13 protein-coding genes are annotated in these 17,287 nt (G+C 63.9%); 11 read left to right on the top strand and 2 right to left on the bottom strand.

The window, feature by feature from the left end:
• Positions 1 to 10: 10 nt before the first annotated feature.
• The 4 genes from CKW35_RS24360 (at position 11) to CKW35_RS24345 (ending at position 3,155) form a co-directional block, all read left to right on the top strand.
• A complete protein-coding gene (locus CKW35_RS24360) occupies positions 11 to 844 on the top strand; it encodes an alpha/beta fold hydrolase (RefSeq protein WP_016485507.1) in 834 nt (277 codons plus the stop codon).
• A 185-nt stretch (positions 845 to 1,029) separates the two neighbouring features.
• Positions 1,030 to 1,464: a thioesterase family protein gene (locus CKW35_RS24355; RefSeq protein ID WP_016485508.1), complete on the top strand. Its 435-nt coding sequence runs from the start codon at positions 1,030 to 1,032 to the stop codon at positions 1,462 to 1,464.
• A gap of 50 nt (positions 1,465 to 1,514) precedes the next feature.
• Positions 1,515 to 2,486 (top strand): tRNA-dihydrouridine synthase, encoded by a 972-nt coding sequence (locus CKW35_RS24350; RefSeq protein ID WP_016485509.1) that lies wholly within the window; start codon positions 1,515 to 1,517, stop codon positions 2,484 to 2,486.
• Positions 2,487 to 2,711: 225 nt separating this feature from the next.
• Entirely contained in the window at positions 2,712 to 3,155 is a 444-nt protein-coding gene (locus CKW35_RS24345; RefSeq protein ID WP_016485510.1) for an Hsp20 family protein, read from the top strand.
• A gap of 87 nt (positions 3,156 to 3,242) precedes the next feature.
• On the opposite strand, the gene CKW35_RS24340 is transcribed toward CKW35_RS24345, so the two are convergent.
• Complete coding sequence (locus CKW35_RS24340) at positions 3,243 to 6,539, bottom strand: PAS domain S-box protein (protein WP_016485511.1); 3,297 nt, start codon at positions 6,537 to 6,539, stop codon at positions 3,243 to 3,245.
• A 61-nt stretch (positions 6,540 to 6,600) separates the two neighbouring features.
• Complete coding sequence (locus tag CKW35_RS24335) at positions 6,601 to 7,479, bottom strand: LysR family transcriptional regulator (protein WP_016485512.1); 879 nt, start codon at positions 7,477 to 7,479, stop codon at positions 6,601 to 6,603.
• Between the two features lie 131 nt (positions 7,480 to 7,610).
• Between CKW35_RS24335 and leuC the strand changes: the two genes are divergently transcribed.
• The 7 genes from leuC (at position 7,611) to CKW35_RS24300 (ending at position 17,130) form a co-directional block, all read left to right on the top strand.
• Positions 7,611 to 9,044: a 3-isopropylmalate dehydratase large subunit gene (leuC, locus tag CKW35_RS24330; protein ID WP_016500870.1), complete on the top strand. Its 1,434-nt coding sequence runs from the start codon at positions 7,611 to 7,613 to the stop codon at positions 9,042 to 9,044.
• A complete protein-coding gene (gene leuD / locus CKW35_RS24325; protein ID WP_016485514.1) occupies positions 9,041 to 9,685 on the top strand; it encodes a 3-isopropylmalate dehydratase small subunit in 645 nt (214 codons plus the stop codon). The genes leuC and leuD overlap by 4 nt, the downstream gene beginning before the upstream one ends.
• Before the next feature lie 91 nt (positions 9,686 to 9,776).
• The gene (locus CKW35_RS24320; protein WP_023047848.1) at positions 9,777 to 10,541 is read left to right on the top strand and encodes a class I SAM-dependent methyltransferase; all 765 of its coding nucleotides are present in this window, start codon (positions 9,777 to 9,779) and stop codon (positions 10,539 to 10,541) included.
• 54 nt (positions 10,542 to 10,595) lie between these two features.
• Positions 10,596 to 11,678 (top strand): 3-isopropylmalate dehydrogenase, encoded by a 1,083-nt coding sequence (leuB, locus tag CKW35_RS24315; RefSeq protein ID WP_013971603.1) that lies wholly within the window; start codon positions 10,596 to 10,598, stop codon positions 11,676 to 11,678.
• A 63-nt stretch (positions 11,679 to 11,741) separates the two neighbouring features.
• Positions 11,742 to 12,854, top strand: a complete 1,113-nt coding sequence (gene asd / locus CKW35_RS24310; RefSeq protein ID WP_016485516.1) for an aspartate-semialdehyde dehydrogenase — start codon at positions 11,742 to 11,744, stop codon at positions 12,852 to 12,854.
• A gap of 446 nt (positions 12,855 to 13,300) precedes the next feature.
• Positions 13,301 to 14,305, top strand: coding sequence for an aspartate-semialdehyde dehydrogenase (locus tag CKW35_RS24305; RefSeq protein ID WP_016485518.1), 1,005 nt, complete (start codon positions 13,301 to 13,303; stop codon positions 14,303 to 14,305).
• 71 nt (positions 14,306 to 14,376) lie between these two features.
• Positions 14,377 to 17,130, top strand: coding sequence for a FimV/HubP family polar landmark protein (locus tag CKW35_RS24300; RefSeq protein ID WP_016485519.1), 2,754 nt, complete (start codon positions 14,377 to 14,379; stop codon positions 17,128 to 17,130).
• Positions 17,131 to 17,287: the final 157 nt, after the last annotated feature.

The raw sequence follows: 17,287 nt of genomic DNA, 5'->3' as shown, positions 1-17,287 counted from the left end.
GAGCATGGCGATGACTACCCTGAGCTGGATTCGTGGTGTCAATGGCACCCTGGGCCGGCTGGCCCCTGAGCATGTCGCGGGCAAGATGCGCCGTGCCTTCATGACCCCGCGCAACCTGCCACCTAGGGAATGGGAGTTGCCCGCGCTGGCCAGCGCCGAACGCATCACCCTGCGCTTCGGCTTGTCTGCCTTGCGCTGGGGCAAAGGGCCGACCGTGTTGCTGATGCATGGTTGGGAAGGGCGCCCGACCCAGTTTGCCGCTTTGATCGAGACCTTGGTCCAGGCCGGGCACACGGTGGTGTCGCTGGAAGGGCCGGGCCATGGCCGTTCGCCGGGCGAGCAGGCAAATGTGGTGCTGTTTGCCCGGGCACTGCTGGAGGCCGCTGCAGAGCTGCCGCCGCTGCGTGCGGTCATTGGCCACTCGATGGGGGGTGCCAGTGTGCTGCTGGCCCTGCAGATGGGGTTGCGCACGGAAGCGGCTGTGAGCATTGCTGCCCCGGCGCGGCTGCTGGGTGTGTTGCGTGGCTTTGCTCATCGCCTGGGGATGCCGGCGCGGGCGCGGGCGGCTTTCATACGCCAGGTGGAGCGGGACGTGGGCATGCAGATTGCGCGGCTGGATGTGACCGGTTACCAGCTTGAGCTTCCGGGGTTGGTGGTGCATGCCGCCGATGACGCCCTCGTGGCCGCCGATGAAGCCCATGTCATTCATAAGGCCTGGTTCGATAGCCGTTTGCTGATGTTGGAGGAGGGCGGCCACCAGCGGGTGCTGGCCGATCCGCGGCTGAGTGTGGCCGTGCTCGAATTGCTGGCCCGGGCTGACGAGCCAGCGCGGCAAACCGCCTGATGGTGTTGCCTGTGCTGGCCTCATTGCCGGCAAGCCAGCTCCCACAGGTACGGCGCAAACCTGGAGTCCTGCGCGGTTTTTGTGGGAGCTGGCTTGCCGGCGATGAGGCCGGTAAATCTTGCGCAGGGGCTGGACATTGCCCTGCAGGTCGCTGCTAAATCGCCTTTTGTGCCAAGGAAGCGAACATGAGCTGGGACCTGGCAACACCCTTCGTCATCGACCTGCGCGTCAGCAGCGAGGACATCGACGGCCTTGGTCATGCCAACAACGCGGTCTACGTCACGTGGCTGGAGCGTTGCGCCTGGCGCCACTCCCAGCGCCTGGGGCTGGACCTGGCGGAGTATCGGCGCCTGGATCGGGCGATGGCGGTGGTGCGTCACGAAATCGATTACCTGGCCGCCGCCTACGAGGACGACGAGCTGCAACTGGCCACCTGGATCATCGACTGGGATCAGCGCCTGCGCATGACCCGGCGCTTTCAGCTCAAGCGCCCGCGTGACGGCGTAACCCTGCTGCGTGCGCACACCACCTTTGCCTGCATCGAGCTGTCCAGCGGCAAGCCCAGGCGCATGCCGGCGGAATTCGTAGATGGCTACGGTCCGGCGCTGATCGGCACCTGAATCGTCGACAATATTTGTTAGACTGCCGGCTTTTTCACCGAGACCCCGACATGCAAATTGCCCTGGCCCCCATGGAGGGGCTGGTTGACAACATCCTGCGCGACGTATTGACCCGCGTAGGCGGTATCGACTGGTGCGTCACTGAGTTCATTCGCGTGTGCGACCGCCTGCTGCCGCCGTCCTCGTTCGACAAGCTGGCGCCCGAGCTGCGCCAGGGCGCGCGTACGGCTGCGGGGGTGCCCATGCGCGTGCAGTTGCTGGGGTCGGACCCGGTGTGCCTGGCGGAAAACGCGGCGCTGGCCTGTGAGCTGGGTGCGCCAGTGATCGACCTGAACTTCGGCTGCCCGGCCAAGACCGTGAACAAGTCACGTGGCGGTGCCGTGCTGCTCAAAGAGCCGGAGTTGCTGCACGCCATCGTGCGGGAGGTGCGCCGCGCAGTGCCGGCGCATATCCCGGTAACCTCGAAGATGCGCCTGGGTTTCGACAGCCCCGACGGCGCGCTTGAGTGTGCCACGGCATTGGCAGAGGGGGGCTCGGCGCATCTGGTGGTGCATGCGCGGACCAAGGTCGAGGGCTACAAGCCGCCGGCGCACTGGGAATGGGTGGCGCGGGTGCAGGATGTGGTCAAGGTACCGGTGTTCGCCAATGGCGAGATCTGGACTGTTGATGACTGGCGGCGGTGCCGTGAGGTCAGCGGGGCCGATGACATCATGCTGGGCCGTGGCCTGGTATCGCGCCCGGACCTGGGTCTGCAGATTGCCGCAGCCCGTGATGGGCGGGACTATCAGCCGATGAGCTGGGATGACCTGCTGCCGTTGTTGCGCGAGTTCTGGCGTCAGGCCCAGGCCAAACTGTCACCGCGTTATGCACCGGGGCGGATGAAGCAATGGCTGGCCATGCTGACCCGCAGTTACCCCGAAGCGGTGGTGCTGTTTGCCGAGTTGCGCCGGGAAGATGACTGCGCGCGGATCAGCCGGTTGCTGGGGGTTGAGGTGCAGGCTTTGGAGGCCTGTGTTGCCTGAGCTGGCCTCTTCGCGGGCGCGCCCGCTCCCGCAGGTAGTGCACTGGTCCTGAGGCCTGTGGTGATCCTTTGGGAGCGGGCATGCCCGCGAAAAGGGCTACACCGATTTCAAATTTTTTTATCATTGCCCCTTGAAAGCTTTTCCCTCGGCCATATCTTTTGAGTACGCGATGCCGAAGTCGGGTCGCGTAATGACTTACTTGCTGAATCTCAGGAGTTTATGACCATGACTACCGCTTTCTCTCTTGCTCCACTGTTCCGCCATTCCGTTGGTTTCGACCGTTTCAACGACCTGTTCGAATCCGCGGCACGTAATGAGGCCGGTAGCAGCTACCCGCCCTACAACGTGGAAAAACATGGCGAGGACCACTATCGCATCGTAGTAGCCGCAGCCGGTTTCCAAGAGGAGGACCTCGACCTGCAGGTTGAGAAAGGTGTCCTGACCGTGACCGGTGGCAAGCGCGACAATGGCGCCGCTGAAGTGACCTACCTGCATCAGGGTATCGCGCAACGCGCCTTCAAGCTGTCGTTCCGCCTGGCTGACCATATCGAAGTGAAAGCCGCCGGCCTGGCCAACGGCCTGCTCAGCATCGACCTGCTGCGCATCGTGCCTGAAGAAGCCAAGGCCAAGCGCATCCCGATCAATGGCGACAAACCAGCGCTGAACTGATCACGCTGCGATGAAGAAGGGCACCCCCAGGGGTGCCCTTTTTTGTGCTCCTGACGCGCTACCGTGCAGGCGCTGGCAGCCAGGCGATCAGTAGTCTGCCGGCGCTTCCAGCAACAGCTTGCGAAACTCTGGCAACGGCAACGGCCGGCTGTGCAGGTAGCCCTGATACAGGTGACAGCCCAGCCGTTCCAGAAACTCAAGCTGTTCAGTCAGTTCGACCCCCTCGGCAATCACCGCCAGGTCCAGGCTGCGGGCCATGGCGACAATGGCGCGGACGATTTCGGCGTCGTTGGGGTCGATCGGTGCATCGCGCACAAAGGTCTGGTCGATCTTCAGCGCATCGACCGGCAGGCGCTTGAGGTAGGTCAGCGATGAATAGCCCGTGCCGAAGTCATCCATGGCAAAACTCACCCCGTAGTGCTTCAGTTCGCGCATTTTGCTGATGGTGTCTTCCAGGTTCTGGATGACGATGCCTTCGGTGATTTCCAGCTTGAGCATGTGTCGTGGCAGCCGATAGTCGTCCAGGCTGCGCAGCACGCGCCCGACAAAGTCGTTTTGGCGGAACTGCCGAGGGCTGATGTTCACGCACAGGCTGAAATCATCCGCGTCGATCAGGCCGTCGGCCAGCATGTGCGCGCAAGCATCGCAGGCTTCGTCAAGGATCCAGCTGCCAACCTCCAGGATCAGGCCGCTTTCTTCCAGCACCTGGATGAACTGCGAGGGCGGCTGCTGGCCGAGTTGCGGGTGATGCCAGCGCAGCAGCACCTCGGCGCCGACGATGCGGTTGTCGCGGGCATCCACCTGCGGCTGGAAGTACAACGCCAGTTCACCGCGGGCCAAGGCCAGGCGCAGGTCGTTTTCCATGCGCAGGCGTTCGCTGGCGGCCTTCTGCATGGTGGTGTGGAACAACTGGGTGGTGTTGCGCCCAGAGTCCTTTGCCCGGTAAAGGGCGATATCGGCACGCTTGAGCAGATCGGCCGGCGTGGTGCCGTGGTCGGGGATCAGCGCCACGCCGATGCTGGGCGTCACCTGCAGGCGCTGGCCATCCAGCGACATCGGTTCGGCCAACAGCTCACGCAGCGTGTCGGCCAGTTCACGCACCTTTTCCTCTACCAGCTCACGGCTGCCTTCCAGTCCGCTGAGCAATACCACGAACTCGTCGCCACCCAGTCGGGCCACGGTGTCTTCCAGGCGCACACTGGCTTCCAGGCGTGCGGTGATGATCTTCAGCACCGCGTCGCCCACCGGATGGCCCAGCGAGTCGTTGATGTGTTTGAAGTGGTCGAGGTCGAGGAACAGCAGGGCGCCGCGCAAGTTGTGGCGCTTGAGCAGGGCAATCTGCTGGCTCAGGCGGTCCATCAGCAGGGCACGGTTGGGCAGGTTGGTCAGCGGATCGTGGTAGGCCAGATGGCGTATTTGCGCCTGGGCGTTTTTCAACTGGCTGACGTCGCGTGCGGTCAGCAGCAGGCAGTCGACTTCGTTGAGGGTGATCGGCTCGACAGAAACTTCCACGGTGAGGATATCGCCGCGCTTGTTACGCCCAAGCATTTCCCGGTGATGCACCCGGCCGCGCTCGCGCAACTCGGCCAGCAACGCGCTGCGCTGCTTGTCATCGGCCCAGATACCGATCTCATATACCGTGTGGCCGACCACATCGGCGGCACTGTAGCCTGTCAGGCGGCAGAAGCCATCGTTGATTTCCAGGTAGCGGCCGCTGTGGCGTTCGGTGATGGTGATGGCGTCGGGGCTGGAGTGGAAGGCCTTGGCGAACTTTTCCTCGCTGGACTGCAGCGCCGCCTCGGCGCGTTGTTGCTGGGTGATGTCGCGCAGGGTGGTAACGCTGCAGGGCTGGTCGTCGACGGTGATCAGGCGGCTGGAGATCACACAGGTCAGCGGCGCGCCGTCGCGGTGGTTGACCACCACGGCAACGTTGCTCAGGGCCTGTTCGCGGATGACCCGCTCGATACGTTGCGCACGTTCGATGGACTCGGCCCACAAGCCGATTTCCTCGGCTGTGCGGCCAATCACCTGGTCGCTGCCCCAGCCAAAGGTCTGGCTGAACGCGGGGTTGATCTCGATGAACTGGCCGGTGTCCTGGCGGGTAACGCAGATTGGGTCGGGGCTGACCTGGAAAAGGCTGGCGAACTTCTCTTCCGAGGCGCTCAGGCGCTGCTCGCGCTCCACCTGGTCGGTAATGTCGAGCAAGGTGCCGGCCATGCGCAGCGGGTTGCCCTGTTCGTCGCGGTACAGGCGTGCGCGGCTTTCGATATAGCGCGAAATGCCGTTCTCCAGCTGCACCCGGTAGGTAATCTGGTAGTTGCCGGCGGGCCCTTCGCGCAGGCTGCGGTAGGCCTGGCGCATCGAGTTGCGCTCCTGTTCCGGCACCCCCTCGAAAAACGCATCGAACGACTCGTGAAAAGGGGTGGGCGGCAGGCCGTGAAGCTGCGCGGCGCGGGCCGAACCGTAGAGCATGCCGCTGGGGATATGCCAGTCCCAGGTGCCCAGCTGCGCCGAGTCCAGGGCCAGGTCCAGCCGTTCCTGGCTGTCCTTCAGGGCCTGCTCGGCGCGCTTGCGTTCGGTGGTGTCGACGAACGTGCTGATCAGGAAGGTGATGCCCTCCAGTTCGATGCCCTGGGTGCAGAGGATGCCGTCGTGCACCTTGCCGCTGGAGGCACGGAACTGCACCTCCATGATGAGCGGGCCGCCATTGGCGCGGGTCGACTCCATCACCTGGTGACGCTGTTCGGGGTGGACCCACAGGCCCAACTCCAGGCTGGTCTTGCCGATCACCTGGCTGCCAGGCCAGCCGAACATGTCTTCGAAATGCTGGTTGACCTCGAAGATCATGCCGTCGTGGCGGCGGGTCAGCAAAATGGCGTTGGGGCTGAGGTGGAACAGGGTGGCGAAGCGCTTTTCCGAATTGATCAGCGCTGTTTCCCGCTCGCGCTGGCGGGTGATTTCGCGGATCACCCCGATCATCTGCGGGCGCCCATGCTGGTCGTGGGTCAGGCTGCCGTTGATCTCCAGCCAGTGCAGGCTGCCGTCAGGCCAGCGAATGCGGTGACGCATGGCCTGTTCCACCGGCTCGCCGTTGAACACGGCCTGGAACACCTGGCGGGTGCGGGCGCGGTCTTCCTCGGGCAGCAAGTCGAGGTAGTCGACATCGGCGGGCAACGGTCGCTGCGGGTCGAAGCCGAACAGCGCCTGGGTGCCTCGTGACCAGCTGACCCGGCCGCTATCGATGTCCCATAGCCAGGCCCCCAGGCGCGCGCCATTGAGCGCGGCCAGCAGTTGTGGGGCGTTCTGCCAGGCCTGCTCCGACTCTTGGGGATCGGCCGCAGGAATACGCGGCAGGCGCAAAAAGCGGTTTGCTGATTTGGGCATCGGTACCAGACCTTTGGCGTATGACGCGTCCTTGAATTGGATGTGCCGGGCTGACGGCCGGTCAGGCCGGCCCTGCGTGGCTGTCGAGCAGGGCCATGAAAGCCCTGGCCGCGTTCGACAGCGTACGCTCCGTGTGCAAGATGTAGCCTAGCTGGCGTGACAGCTGTATGCCCGGTAATGCGATGGGTGCAACCTGTTCGTCGAGCATGGTGCGTGGCAATACACTCCAGGCCAGCCCGATCGATACCATCATCTTGATGGTTTCCAGGTAGTTGGTGCTCATGGCGATGTTCGGCGTCAGGCCCTGGCTTTCGAACAGGCGCTGGACAATATGGTGGGTAAAGGTGTTGCCGCCGGGGAATACCGCCGGGTGGCGGGCCACATCAGCCAGGCTGACTGTACGGTTGTTGGCCAGCGGGTGCTCGGGCGCGGCGACAAAGTCCAGGGCGTCGTCCCACACCGGTACGGCCTTGATCAGGTGGTGCGGGTCGGGCGCCAGGGTGATCACGGCAATCTCGGCACGGCCATGCAGAATTTCGTCGTAGGCCTGTTCTGAATCCAGAAACTGAATATCCAGCGCCACCGCCGGGTACTGGCGGGTGAAAGCCCGCAGCAATGGAGGCAGGCGGTGCAGGCCGATGTGGTGGCTGGTGGCTAGGGTCAGACGACCGCTCACGGCCCCGGTCAGGTTGGTCAGCGCCCGTCGGGTATCATCAAGCACATTGAGAATCTGGTAGGCCCGTGGCAGCAGGGCGCGCCCGGCCTCGGTCAGGGTGACCTCGCGGCCCAGGCGGTCGAACAGGCGCACACCCAGTTGCTGTTCCAGCCCGGCGATGCGTTTGCTGATGGCCGGTTGGGTCAGGAACAGCCGGTCGGCGGCCCCGGAAAAACTGCCGGTTTCGGCAATGGCGATAAAGGCACTGAGGTTGGCCAGGTCCATGGGGTTGTATTCCTTTGGGTTATCCAAAGCATAAAAATTATGAATTTGAGTTATTCAATCTAACCCCCTAGCATCGTCCGTACAAGCCAAGGGGTCTTTGGCATAGAAAGACGCTGATGAGGAACAGTCTGATGGCTGGCAAAACGCTCTACGACAAACTCTGGGAAGCCCATGAGGTCAAGCGCCGTGATGACGGCTCGTCCTTGATCTACATCGACCGCCACATCATCCACGAAGTGACGTCGCCCCAGGCCTTTGAAGGCCTGCGCCTGGCCAACCGCAAACCGTGGCGCATCGACACCAACATCGCCACCCCCGACCACAACGTGCCGACCACGCCGGAGCGCAAGGGCGGCATCGAGGCCATCGTCGACCAGGTGTCGCGCCTGCAGGTGCAGACCCTTGACGAAAACTGTGACGAATACGGCATCGTCGAATTCAAGATGAATGACGAACGCCAGGGCATCGTTCACGTCATCAGCCCCGAGCAGGGCGCCACCTTGCCCGGCATGACCGTGGTCTGCGGTGACTCGCACACGTCCACCCATGGCGCTTTCGGTGCCCTGGCCCACGGCATTGGCACCTCCGAGGTCGAGCACGTGCTCGCCACCCAGTGCCTGGTCGCCAAAAAGATGAAGAACATGCTGGTGCGCGTGGAAGGCCAATTGCCTGCCGGCGTTACCGCCAAGGACATCGTCCTGGCCGTGATCGGCAAGATCGGCACCGCGGGTGGCAATGGTCACGCCATGGAGTTTGCCGGCAGCGCCATCCGCGAATTGTCGATGGAAGGCCGCATGACCATTTGCAACATGTCCATCGAGGCCGGTGCCCGTGTGGGCCTGGTGGCCACTGACGCCACCACCGTTGCCTACGTTGAAGGCCGCCCGTACGCGCCGAAGGGCGAGCAGTGGAAACAAGCGGTCGAGTCGTGGAAAGACCTGGTGTCGGATGACGATGCCGTGTTCGACACCGTGGTCGAGCTCGATGCCAGCCAGATCAAGCCACAGGTCAGCTGGGGCACCTCGCCCGAGATGGTCCTGGCCGTCGATCAGCGCGTGCCGGACCCGGCTGCCGAAGCCGACCTGGTCAAGCGTGGTTCGATCGAGCGTGCCCTGAAGTACATGGGCCTGACCGCCAACCAGGCGATCACCGATATTCAGCTGGACCGCGTGTTCATCGGCTCGTGCACCAACTCGCGTATCGAAGACCTGCGCGCCGCAGCCGAAATCGCCAAGGGCCGCAAGGTGGCCGCTACCGTCAAGCAAGCCATCGTCGTGCCAGGTTCGGGCCTGGTCAAGGCCCAGGCCGAGCGCGAAGGCCTGGACAAGATCTTTGTCGAAGCCGGTTTCGAATGGCGTGAGCCAGGCTGCTCGATGTGCCTGGCGATGAACCCGGACCGCCTGGAGAGCGGCGAGCACTGCGCGTCCACCTCCAACCGCAACTTCGAAGGCCGTCAGGGGGCCGGTGGCCGTACCCACCTGGTCAGCCCGGCCATGGCTGCCGCTGCCGCGGTGACCGGCCACTTCATCGATGTCCGCGAGTTGATCCAAGGGAGCGCAGCATGAAAGCCTTTACCCAGCACACTGGACTCGTCGCGCCGTTGGACCGTGCCAACGTCGACACCGACCAGATCATCCCCAAGCAGTTTTTGAAGTCGATCAAGCGCACCGGCTTTGGCCCTAACCTGTTCGACGAATGGCGTTACCTGGACGTGGGCCAGCCCTACCAGGACAACAGCAAGCGCCCGCTGAACACCGAGTTCGTGCTCAACCACGAACGCTACCAGGGTGCCAGCGTGTTGCTGGCGCGGGAAAACTTCGGTTGTGGCTCCAGCCGTGAGCACGCCCCGTGGGCGCTGGACGAGTACGGCTTCCGCAGCGTGATCGCGCCGAGCTTTGCCGACATCTTCTTCAACAACAGCTTCAAGAACGGCTTGCTGCCGATCATCCTCAGCGATGAGGAAGTCGACGAGTTGTTCAAGCAGGTCGAAGCCAACCCGGGTTACCAGCTGACCATCGACTTGCAAGCGCAGGCCGTGACACGTCCGGATGGCAAGGTGCTGCATTTCGAGATCGATGCGTTCCGCAAGCACTGCCTGCTCAACGGCCTGGACGATATCGGCCTGACCCTGCAGGACAGCGATGCGATCAAGGCCTTCGAAGGCAAGCACCGCGCCAGCCAGCCTTGGCTGTTCCGTGATGCCTGAGTGATGTAGCTGTGAGTGCTGGCCTCTGTGGGAGCGGGCTTGCCCCGCGAAGAGGCCGGTACTGGTGATGACAATCAAAAGGACTGCACCCATGACCAGCACCAACCATACCGACGTGGTCCAGCGCCAGTTCGGCGAACAGGCCAGCGCCTACCTCAGCAGCACCGTGCACGCCCAGGGCAGTGAGTTCGCCCTGCTGCAGGCTGAGCTGGCAGGGCAGGCCCATGCGCGCGTGCTGGACCTGGGCTGCGGTGCCGGTCATGTCAGCTTCCACGTCGCGCCGCTGGTCGCCGAGGTGGTCGCCTACGACCTTTCGCAAGCCATGCTCGACGTGGTCGCCAGTGCTGCCGCCGAGCGCGGCCTGGCCAACATCATCACCGAGCGCGGCGCGGCCGAACGCCTGCCGTTTGCCGATGCTTCGTTCGATTTCGTCTTCAGCCGCTACTCGGCCCACCACTGGAGCGACCTGGGCCTGGCCCTGCGCGAAGTGCGCCGGGTGCTCAAGCCCGGTGGCGTGGCGGCGTTCGTCGATGTGATGTCACCCGGCAGCCCGCTGCTCGACACCTACCTGCAAACGGTCGAGGTGCTGCGCGACACCAGCCATGTGCGCGACTACTCCGCCGCCGAATGGCAGCGTCAGGTCAGCGAAGCCGGCCTGCATGTGCGCAGCCACACGCGCCAGCCACTGCGCCTGGAGTTCAGCAGCTGGGTCGAGCGCATGCGCACCCCCGAGCCGATGCGCGTGGCCATACGCCAATTGCAGCAAGCCATGGGTGAAGAAGTACGGCAGTATTACCAGATCGAGGCCGATGGCTCGTTCAGCACCGATGTGCTGGTGTTGTGGGCCGAGCGTTAAGCACTTTTCGGTGGGGCCCGTTTGGCCGCACCGCGTGAATGGATAGAGGAAAGCATGAGCAAGCAGATTCTGATTCTCCCTGGTGACGGTATCGGCCCGGAAATCATGGCCGAAGCGGTCAAGGTGCTGGAACTGGCCAACGACAAGTTCCAGCTTGGCTTCAGCCTGGAACATGACGTGATCGGTGGCGCCGCCATCGACAAGCATGGCGTGCCGCTGGCCGACGAAACCCTGGAGCGTGCGCGCAAGGCCGATGCCGTGCTGCTGGGCGCCGTGGGTGGCCCGAAGTGGGACAAGATCGAGCGTGACATCCGCCCTGAGCGCGGCCTGCTTAAAATCCGTTCGCAACTGGGCCTGTTCGCCAACCTGCGCCCGGCCATCCTCTACCCGCAGCTGGCCGATGCCTCGTCGCTGAAGCCGGAAATCGTTTCGGGCCTGGACATCCTCATCGTCCGTGAGCTGACCGGCGGCATCTACTTCGGTGCACCGCGTGGCCAGCGCGAGCTGGAAGGCGGCGAGCGCCAGGCCTACGACACCCTGCCGTACAGTGAAAGCGAAGTGCGCCGCATTGCCCGTGTCGGCTTCGACATGGCCCGCGTACGTGGCAAGAAGCTGTGCTCGGTGGACAAGGCCAACGTCCTGGCGTCCAGCCAGCTGTGGCGTGAAGTGGTCGAAGACGTGGCCAAGGACTATCCGGACGTCGAACTGAGCCACATGTACGTCGACAACGCTGCCATGCAGCTGGTGCGCGCACCCAAGCAGTTCGACGTGATGGTGACCGACAACATGTTCGGTGACATTCTGTCGGATGAAGCTTCCATGCTGACCGGTTCCATCGGCATGCTGCCATCTGCGTCGCTGGATGCCGACAACAAGGGCATGTACGAGCCGTGCCACGGTTCGGCGCCGGACATCGCCGGCCTTGGCATCGCCAACCCGCTGGCGACCATTTTGTCGGTGTCGATGATGCTGCGTTACAGCTTCAATCAGTCGGCTGCCGCCGAGGCGATCGAGAAGGCCGTCAGCCTGGTCCTTGACCAGGGCCTGCGCACCGGCGACATCTTCTCGGAAGGCTGCCGCAAAGTTGGTACGCAGGAAATGGGCGACGCAGTAGTCGCAGCGCTGCGGAATCTGTAATCTCTCTGGCCCGCCACCCCAAATTCCCGGTGGCGGCCCACTTTTAGCAAAGGTGTAGTTGCGATGAAACGTGTAGGTCTGATCGGTTGGCGCGGCATGGTCGGTTCCGTGCTCATGCAGCGGATGCTGGAGGAGCAGGATTTCGACCTTATCGAGCCGGTGTTCTTCACTACCTCCAATGTCGGCGGCCAAGGCCCGAACGTGGGCAAGGATACAGCGCCGCTCAAAGACGCTTATTCGATTGAAGAACTCAAGACCCTCGACGTAATCCTGACCTGCCAGGGCGGCGACTACACCAACGAGGTCTTCCCCAAGCTGCGTGAAGCCGGCTGGCAGGGTTACTGGATCGATGCGGCCTCGTCCCTGCGCATGCAGGATGATGCGGTGATCGTCCTCGACCCGGTCAACCGCAAGGTCATTGATCAGCAGCTGGACGCCGGTACCAAGAACTATATCGGCGGCAACTGCACTGTCAGCCTGATGCTGATGGGCCTGGGTGGGCTGTTCGAAGCCGGCCTGGTCGAGTGGATGAGCGCCATGACCTACCAGGCAGCCTCGGGTGCTGGCGCGCAGAACATGCGCGAGCTGATCAAGCAGATGGGCGCCACCCACGCGGCCGTTGCCGACGACCTGGCCAACCCGGCCAGCGCCATCCTCGACATCGACCGCAAGGTTGCCGAGAGCATGCGCAGCGACGCCTTCCCGACCGAGAACTTTGGTGTGCCACTGGCCGGTAGCCTGATCCCGTGGATCGACAAGGAACTGCCGAACGGCCAGAGCCGTGAAGAATGGAAAGCCCAGGCCGAGACCAACAAGATCCTCGGTCGCTTCAAGAGCCCGATCCCGGTCGACGGCATCTGCGTGCGCATCGGCGCCATGCGTTGCCACAGCCAGGCGCTGACCATCAAGCTGAACAAGGACGTGCCGATCGCCGACATCGAAGGCATGATCAGCCAGCACAACCCTTGGGTGAAGCTGGTGCCGAACCAGCGTGAAATCAGCATGCAGGAGCTGACCCCGACCAAGGTCACCGGTACCCTGAACATCCCGGTTGGCCGTCTGCGCAAGCTGAACATGGGCTCGCAGTACCTGGGCGCGTTCACCGTGGGTGACCAGCTGCTGTGGGGCGCCGCCGAACCGCTGCGCCGCATGCTGCGGATTCTGCTGGAGCGTTGATCGTTCTGCTTTGACCAAAAACCCGCGCTGGCGACAGTGCGGGTTTTTTTTGAGTGTTCGCCACAGCATTTTTGGTGCCGGTGAGATCGAGCGCCGCCCGCGCGGCGCATCGCGACGCAAGGCCGCTCCCACATTTGTTTCGGGCCAGTTATTCCTGTGGGATTCGCGCGCGTAGGCCTTGGCGCATGCATCGATATCGCGTCGTACATACAAGGCGGTCGCGCGCGCCTGGCGCAGGATGGACTGGCCCGAAACAAATGTGGGAGCGGCCTTGCGTCGCGATGCGCCGCGCGGGCGGCGCTCGATCTCACAAACACCGCAAATCCCAAACCATCCCCGCTAGCCCTCACGCAACCCACAGCGGCGAAGATACGGCCAGCACAGACAAAACCCTACAATCCGAGTAAAGTGCCGCCCCCGCCGTTTTCTGCAAGAGGATCCCTACCATGACACACCCTTTGGACATCGCCGTCGTCGGCGCCACCGGCAGCGTCGGTGAAGCCTTGGTGCAGATCCTCGAAGAACTCGCATTCCCGGTCGCCACGCTGCACCTGCTGGCCAGCATGGAATCGGCGGGCAGCAGCGTGATGTTCGCTGGCAAGAAGCTGAAAGTGCGCGAAGTCGACAGCTTCGACTTTGCCCAGGTCAAGCTGGCCTTCTTCGCCACCGGCGCCGCCGTCAGCCGCAGCTTTGCCGGCAAGGCGCTGCAGGCAGGCTGCACGGTGATCGACCTGTCCGGTGGCCTGGACGACGCCCTGGCCTTGGTGCCGGAAGCCAACGCCGACCGCCTGGCCGGCCTGTCGTTGCCAGCGCGCATCATCAGCCCATGCTCGGCCGCTGTAGCCCTGGCCGTCGCGCTGGCGCCGCTCAAAGGCCTGCTCGACATTGAGCGGGTGCAAGTGATGGCCGCGTTGGCGGTGTCTGCGCAAGGCCGTGAAGCGGTCAGCGAACTGGCCCGGCAAACCGCTGAGCTGCTCAATGCCCGGCCGCTGGAGCCTCGCTTCTTTGACCGCCAGGTGGCATTCAACCTGCTGGCCCAGGTAGGGGCCGCCGATGAACAGGGCCATACAGCGCTGGAGCGCCGCCTGGTCAGCGAGTTGCGGGTGCTGCTCGGCATGCCTGAATTGAAGATTTCCGTAAGCTGCGTTCAAGTCCCGGTGTTTTTCGGCGATAGCTTCAGTGTGGCTGTGCAGAGCCGTCGCCCGGTCGACCTGGAGGCGGTCAACCAAGCGCTGGAGGCAGCCGATAGCGTCGAGCGGGTGGAGCGTGATGATTATCCGACCCCGGTCGGTGACGCAGTGGGCCAAGACGTGGTCTATGTTGGTCGTGTACGTCACGGTGTTGATGAAGACCAGCAGCTCAACCTCTGGCTGACCACCGACAACGTGCGCAAAGGCGCCGCGCTCAATGCCGTGCAAGTGGCACAATTGTTGATTAAACAGATGCCGTAAAAGATACTGGCGAGCACTTTTGTCCTGCTCTGCTTGCAGGTTTCGGGACGATTCATACAAGGGAAGAGGTCATGCTTCGAATTCGCAAACTGGTTCTGGCCATGGCTGCAGCCTCCGCGCTGTCGTCTGGCATGGCGAATGCGCTGGGCCTGGGGGAGCTGACCCTGAAGTCGGCACAGAATCAGCCGCTGGACGCCGAGATCGAATTGCTCGACGTACGCGACCTCAAAGCCGCCGAAGTGGCGCCGAGCCTGGCGCCACCGGAAGAGTTCAGCAAGGCCGGGGTGGCGTTTCCGACCTACCTCGAAGACCTGACCTTCACACCGGTGATCAACCCCAACGGCAAGAGCGTGCTGCGGGTGACCTCCAGCCAGCCGCTGCCGGGGCCAGTGGTCAAGTTCCTGGTCCAGGTCATGTGGCCGCAAGGCCGCCTGCTGCGTGACTACAGCGTGTTGCTCGACCAGGCCAAGGCGCAAGGCGACAAGCCGGCGGCGGGCAATGTCACACCGGCCACAACCGGTGCCAGCAACTACACCACCCAGCGCCGCGATACCCTGTGGCAAATTGCTGCGCGCAACACCCAGGGTGGCTCGATCCAGCAGACCATGATCGCGATCCAGGCGCTGAACCCGGACGCCTTCATCGGCAACAACATCAACCAGCTGAAGGTTGGCCAGGTACTGCGCCTGCCCGACCAGCAGCAGGTCCAGAACATTGCCCAAGGCGAGGCGAACCGCGAGGTGGCCGAGCAGTACGCCGCCTGGCGTGAAGGCCGCCGCCTCGGCCCGCGTGCCCGCCAGCTGGACGCTACCCGCCGTGGCGCCGCCGAAGCCGCCCCGGCGCGCATCGCCCAGGGCGACAACCTGCGCCTGGTCACACCGGGCAGCCAGGCCGGTGCCGGCCAGGCCAAGGCACTCAACGACAAGCTGGCCGTGGCCCAGGAAAGCCTGGACACCAGCCGCCGTGACAACGACGAACTCAAAAGCCGCATGGCCGACCTGCAGAGCCAGCTGGACAAGCTGCAGCGTCTGATCGAGCTGAAGAACAATCAGCTGGCGCGCCTGGAAGGCCAGGGTGCAGCCGCTCCGGCAGTGGCAGCTGCTGCTTCTGCCCAGCCGGCAGCCGCCGCTCAGCCAGCGGTCAAGCCTGCACCTGCTGCCGTCGATACCGCGCCCAAGCCGGTGCCGGCCGCCAATCCGGCGTCAGCTAGCCAGTCGGGCAGCGCACTTGACCAGATCCTGGGCAACCCGTGGCTGCTTTGGCTGATTGCCGGCTCCAGCATTCTGGTGCTGGCCTTGTTGCTGTGGCTGCTGGCGCGCAAGCGCAAGGCCCAGCAAGAAGCAGAAAAGCACCTGCGCATGGCGCGGGCGCTGGAAGAAGAGCAAGGCACAGGTTTCGACAACGATACCGAGAGCCTTGACGGCGTTGAGGTCGCGGAGCCGAGCGTGACGCTGTCGCCAGCCGTGGTCGCAGCCTCGGCTGCCGCTGCCGTTGCTGCGGAAAAAGTGGCAGCGCCAGCCGCCGAGCCAGCACTCGAGCCTGAGCCGTACGCAGACCCTCACGCCGCGCTGTTGGCCGAAGTGGATCAATGCCTGGCCGAGGGCCGCCTGAATCGCGCCACCGAACTGCTGGAGCCCGCTGTGGACGCCGCGCCGGAGCGTGACGACCTGCGCTTGAAACTGATGGATGTGTACGCCCGCCAGGGTGATCAGAGCGCGTTCGCCGAACAGGAGCGCAAGCTGCCGGCCAGCGAGCACAACACTGCCCAGGTTGCCGGGCTGAAAGAACGTTACCCGGCCATGCTCGGCCTGGCCGCCGCCGGCCTGGGTGCGGCGGCGCTGGCTGCCGAGATGGATCAGCAGTATGTGCAGGAGCTGCTGCACGACGAGCCTGAGGCGCCGGTGGTTGCCGATGTCGTGCCTGGCGAGGTGCCTGAGTTCGAGCAACAGGTAGAGGCTGAGCCAGAGGTTGTGGCGCAAGCAGAGCCTGAAGCCGAACTGGATGCCTTCGAAGAAGTGCCGACCCTCGATGCACCGGGCCTGGATGAGCAGGACCTGGACAGCGCCTTCGACCTGAGTCTGGGTGAAGACCTGCCGGAAGAAGACCCACTGGCAGCGCCGTTGCTGAACGAGCCGGCGGCACAGGAACCTGTACCCGACGAGCTGGTCATTGCCGAGCCTGTGCTGGATGAGCCAGCGCTGGAAGCGATTCAGCCAGAAGAGCAGCCGTTTGCCGTGGATGCCGAACTGCAAGCCGACGCCGACGCCGATTTCGAGGCCATGCTGGCCCAGGCAGAGCCACAGCCTGCTGCGGACCTGTCCGATTTCGACCTCGATGTCACTGAGCCGGTTGCCCCGGCCGCCCCGCAAGCCGTGGAGGAGGCCCCGGTGGACATCGCCGCCGAGCTGGCTGCCTTCGACAGCGTGCCGGAGTTTGACCCGGTCTCCGAGTTCGACATGCCGTCGGATTTCGACTTGTCGCTGTCGCTGGAAGACGATTCGCCTGCCGCCAAGCGCTTTGCCTCGGAGCTGGACGACGTCAACGCCGAACTGGACAAGCTGTCGCAAAGCCTCGAATCGCCATCGCTGGAGCCACACTTCACCAGCGACGATGCGATTGCGCAGCCTGAACCCGAGCCGTTGGACGACCTGGACTTCGACTTCTTCTCCGGCAGTGACGAAGTGGCCACCAAGCTCGACCTTGCCCGCGCCTACATCGACATGGGCGACAATCAGGGGGCCCGCGACATCCTTGATGAAGTGGTCAAGGACGGCGACGACAGCCAGCGCCAGGAAGCCGAGGACATGCTGTCTCGCCTGGTCTGATGCTCGCGCCTGTGGGAGCGGCCTTGTGTCGCGATAGGGCCGCATAGCGGCCCCAGGATTTCAGCCACTCAGCTAGCATCGCCGGGGCCGCTCTGCGGCCCTATCGCGGCACAAGGCCGCTCCCACAGCCCTACAAGGCTGCCGTTGTCGTTATAAT

The sequence above is a fragment of the Pseudomonas sp. Irchel 3F3 genome (assembly GCF_900187545.1).
GTDB lineage: Bacteria > Pseudomonadota > Gammaproteobacteria > Pseudomonadales > Pseudomonadaceae > Aquipseudomonas > Aquipseudomonas fortuita.
Note: the sequence above shows the minus strand (reverse complement) of the source record. Positions and strands in the feature narration are given on the sequence as shown.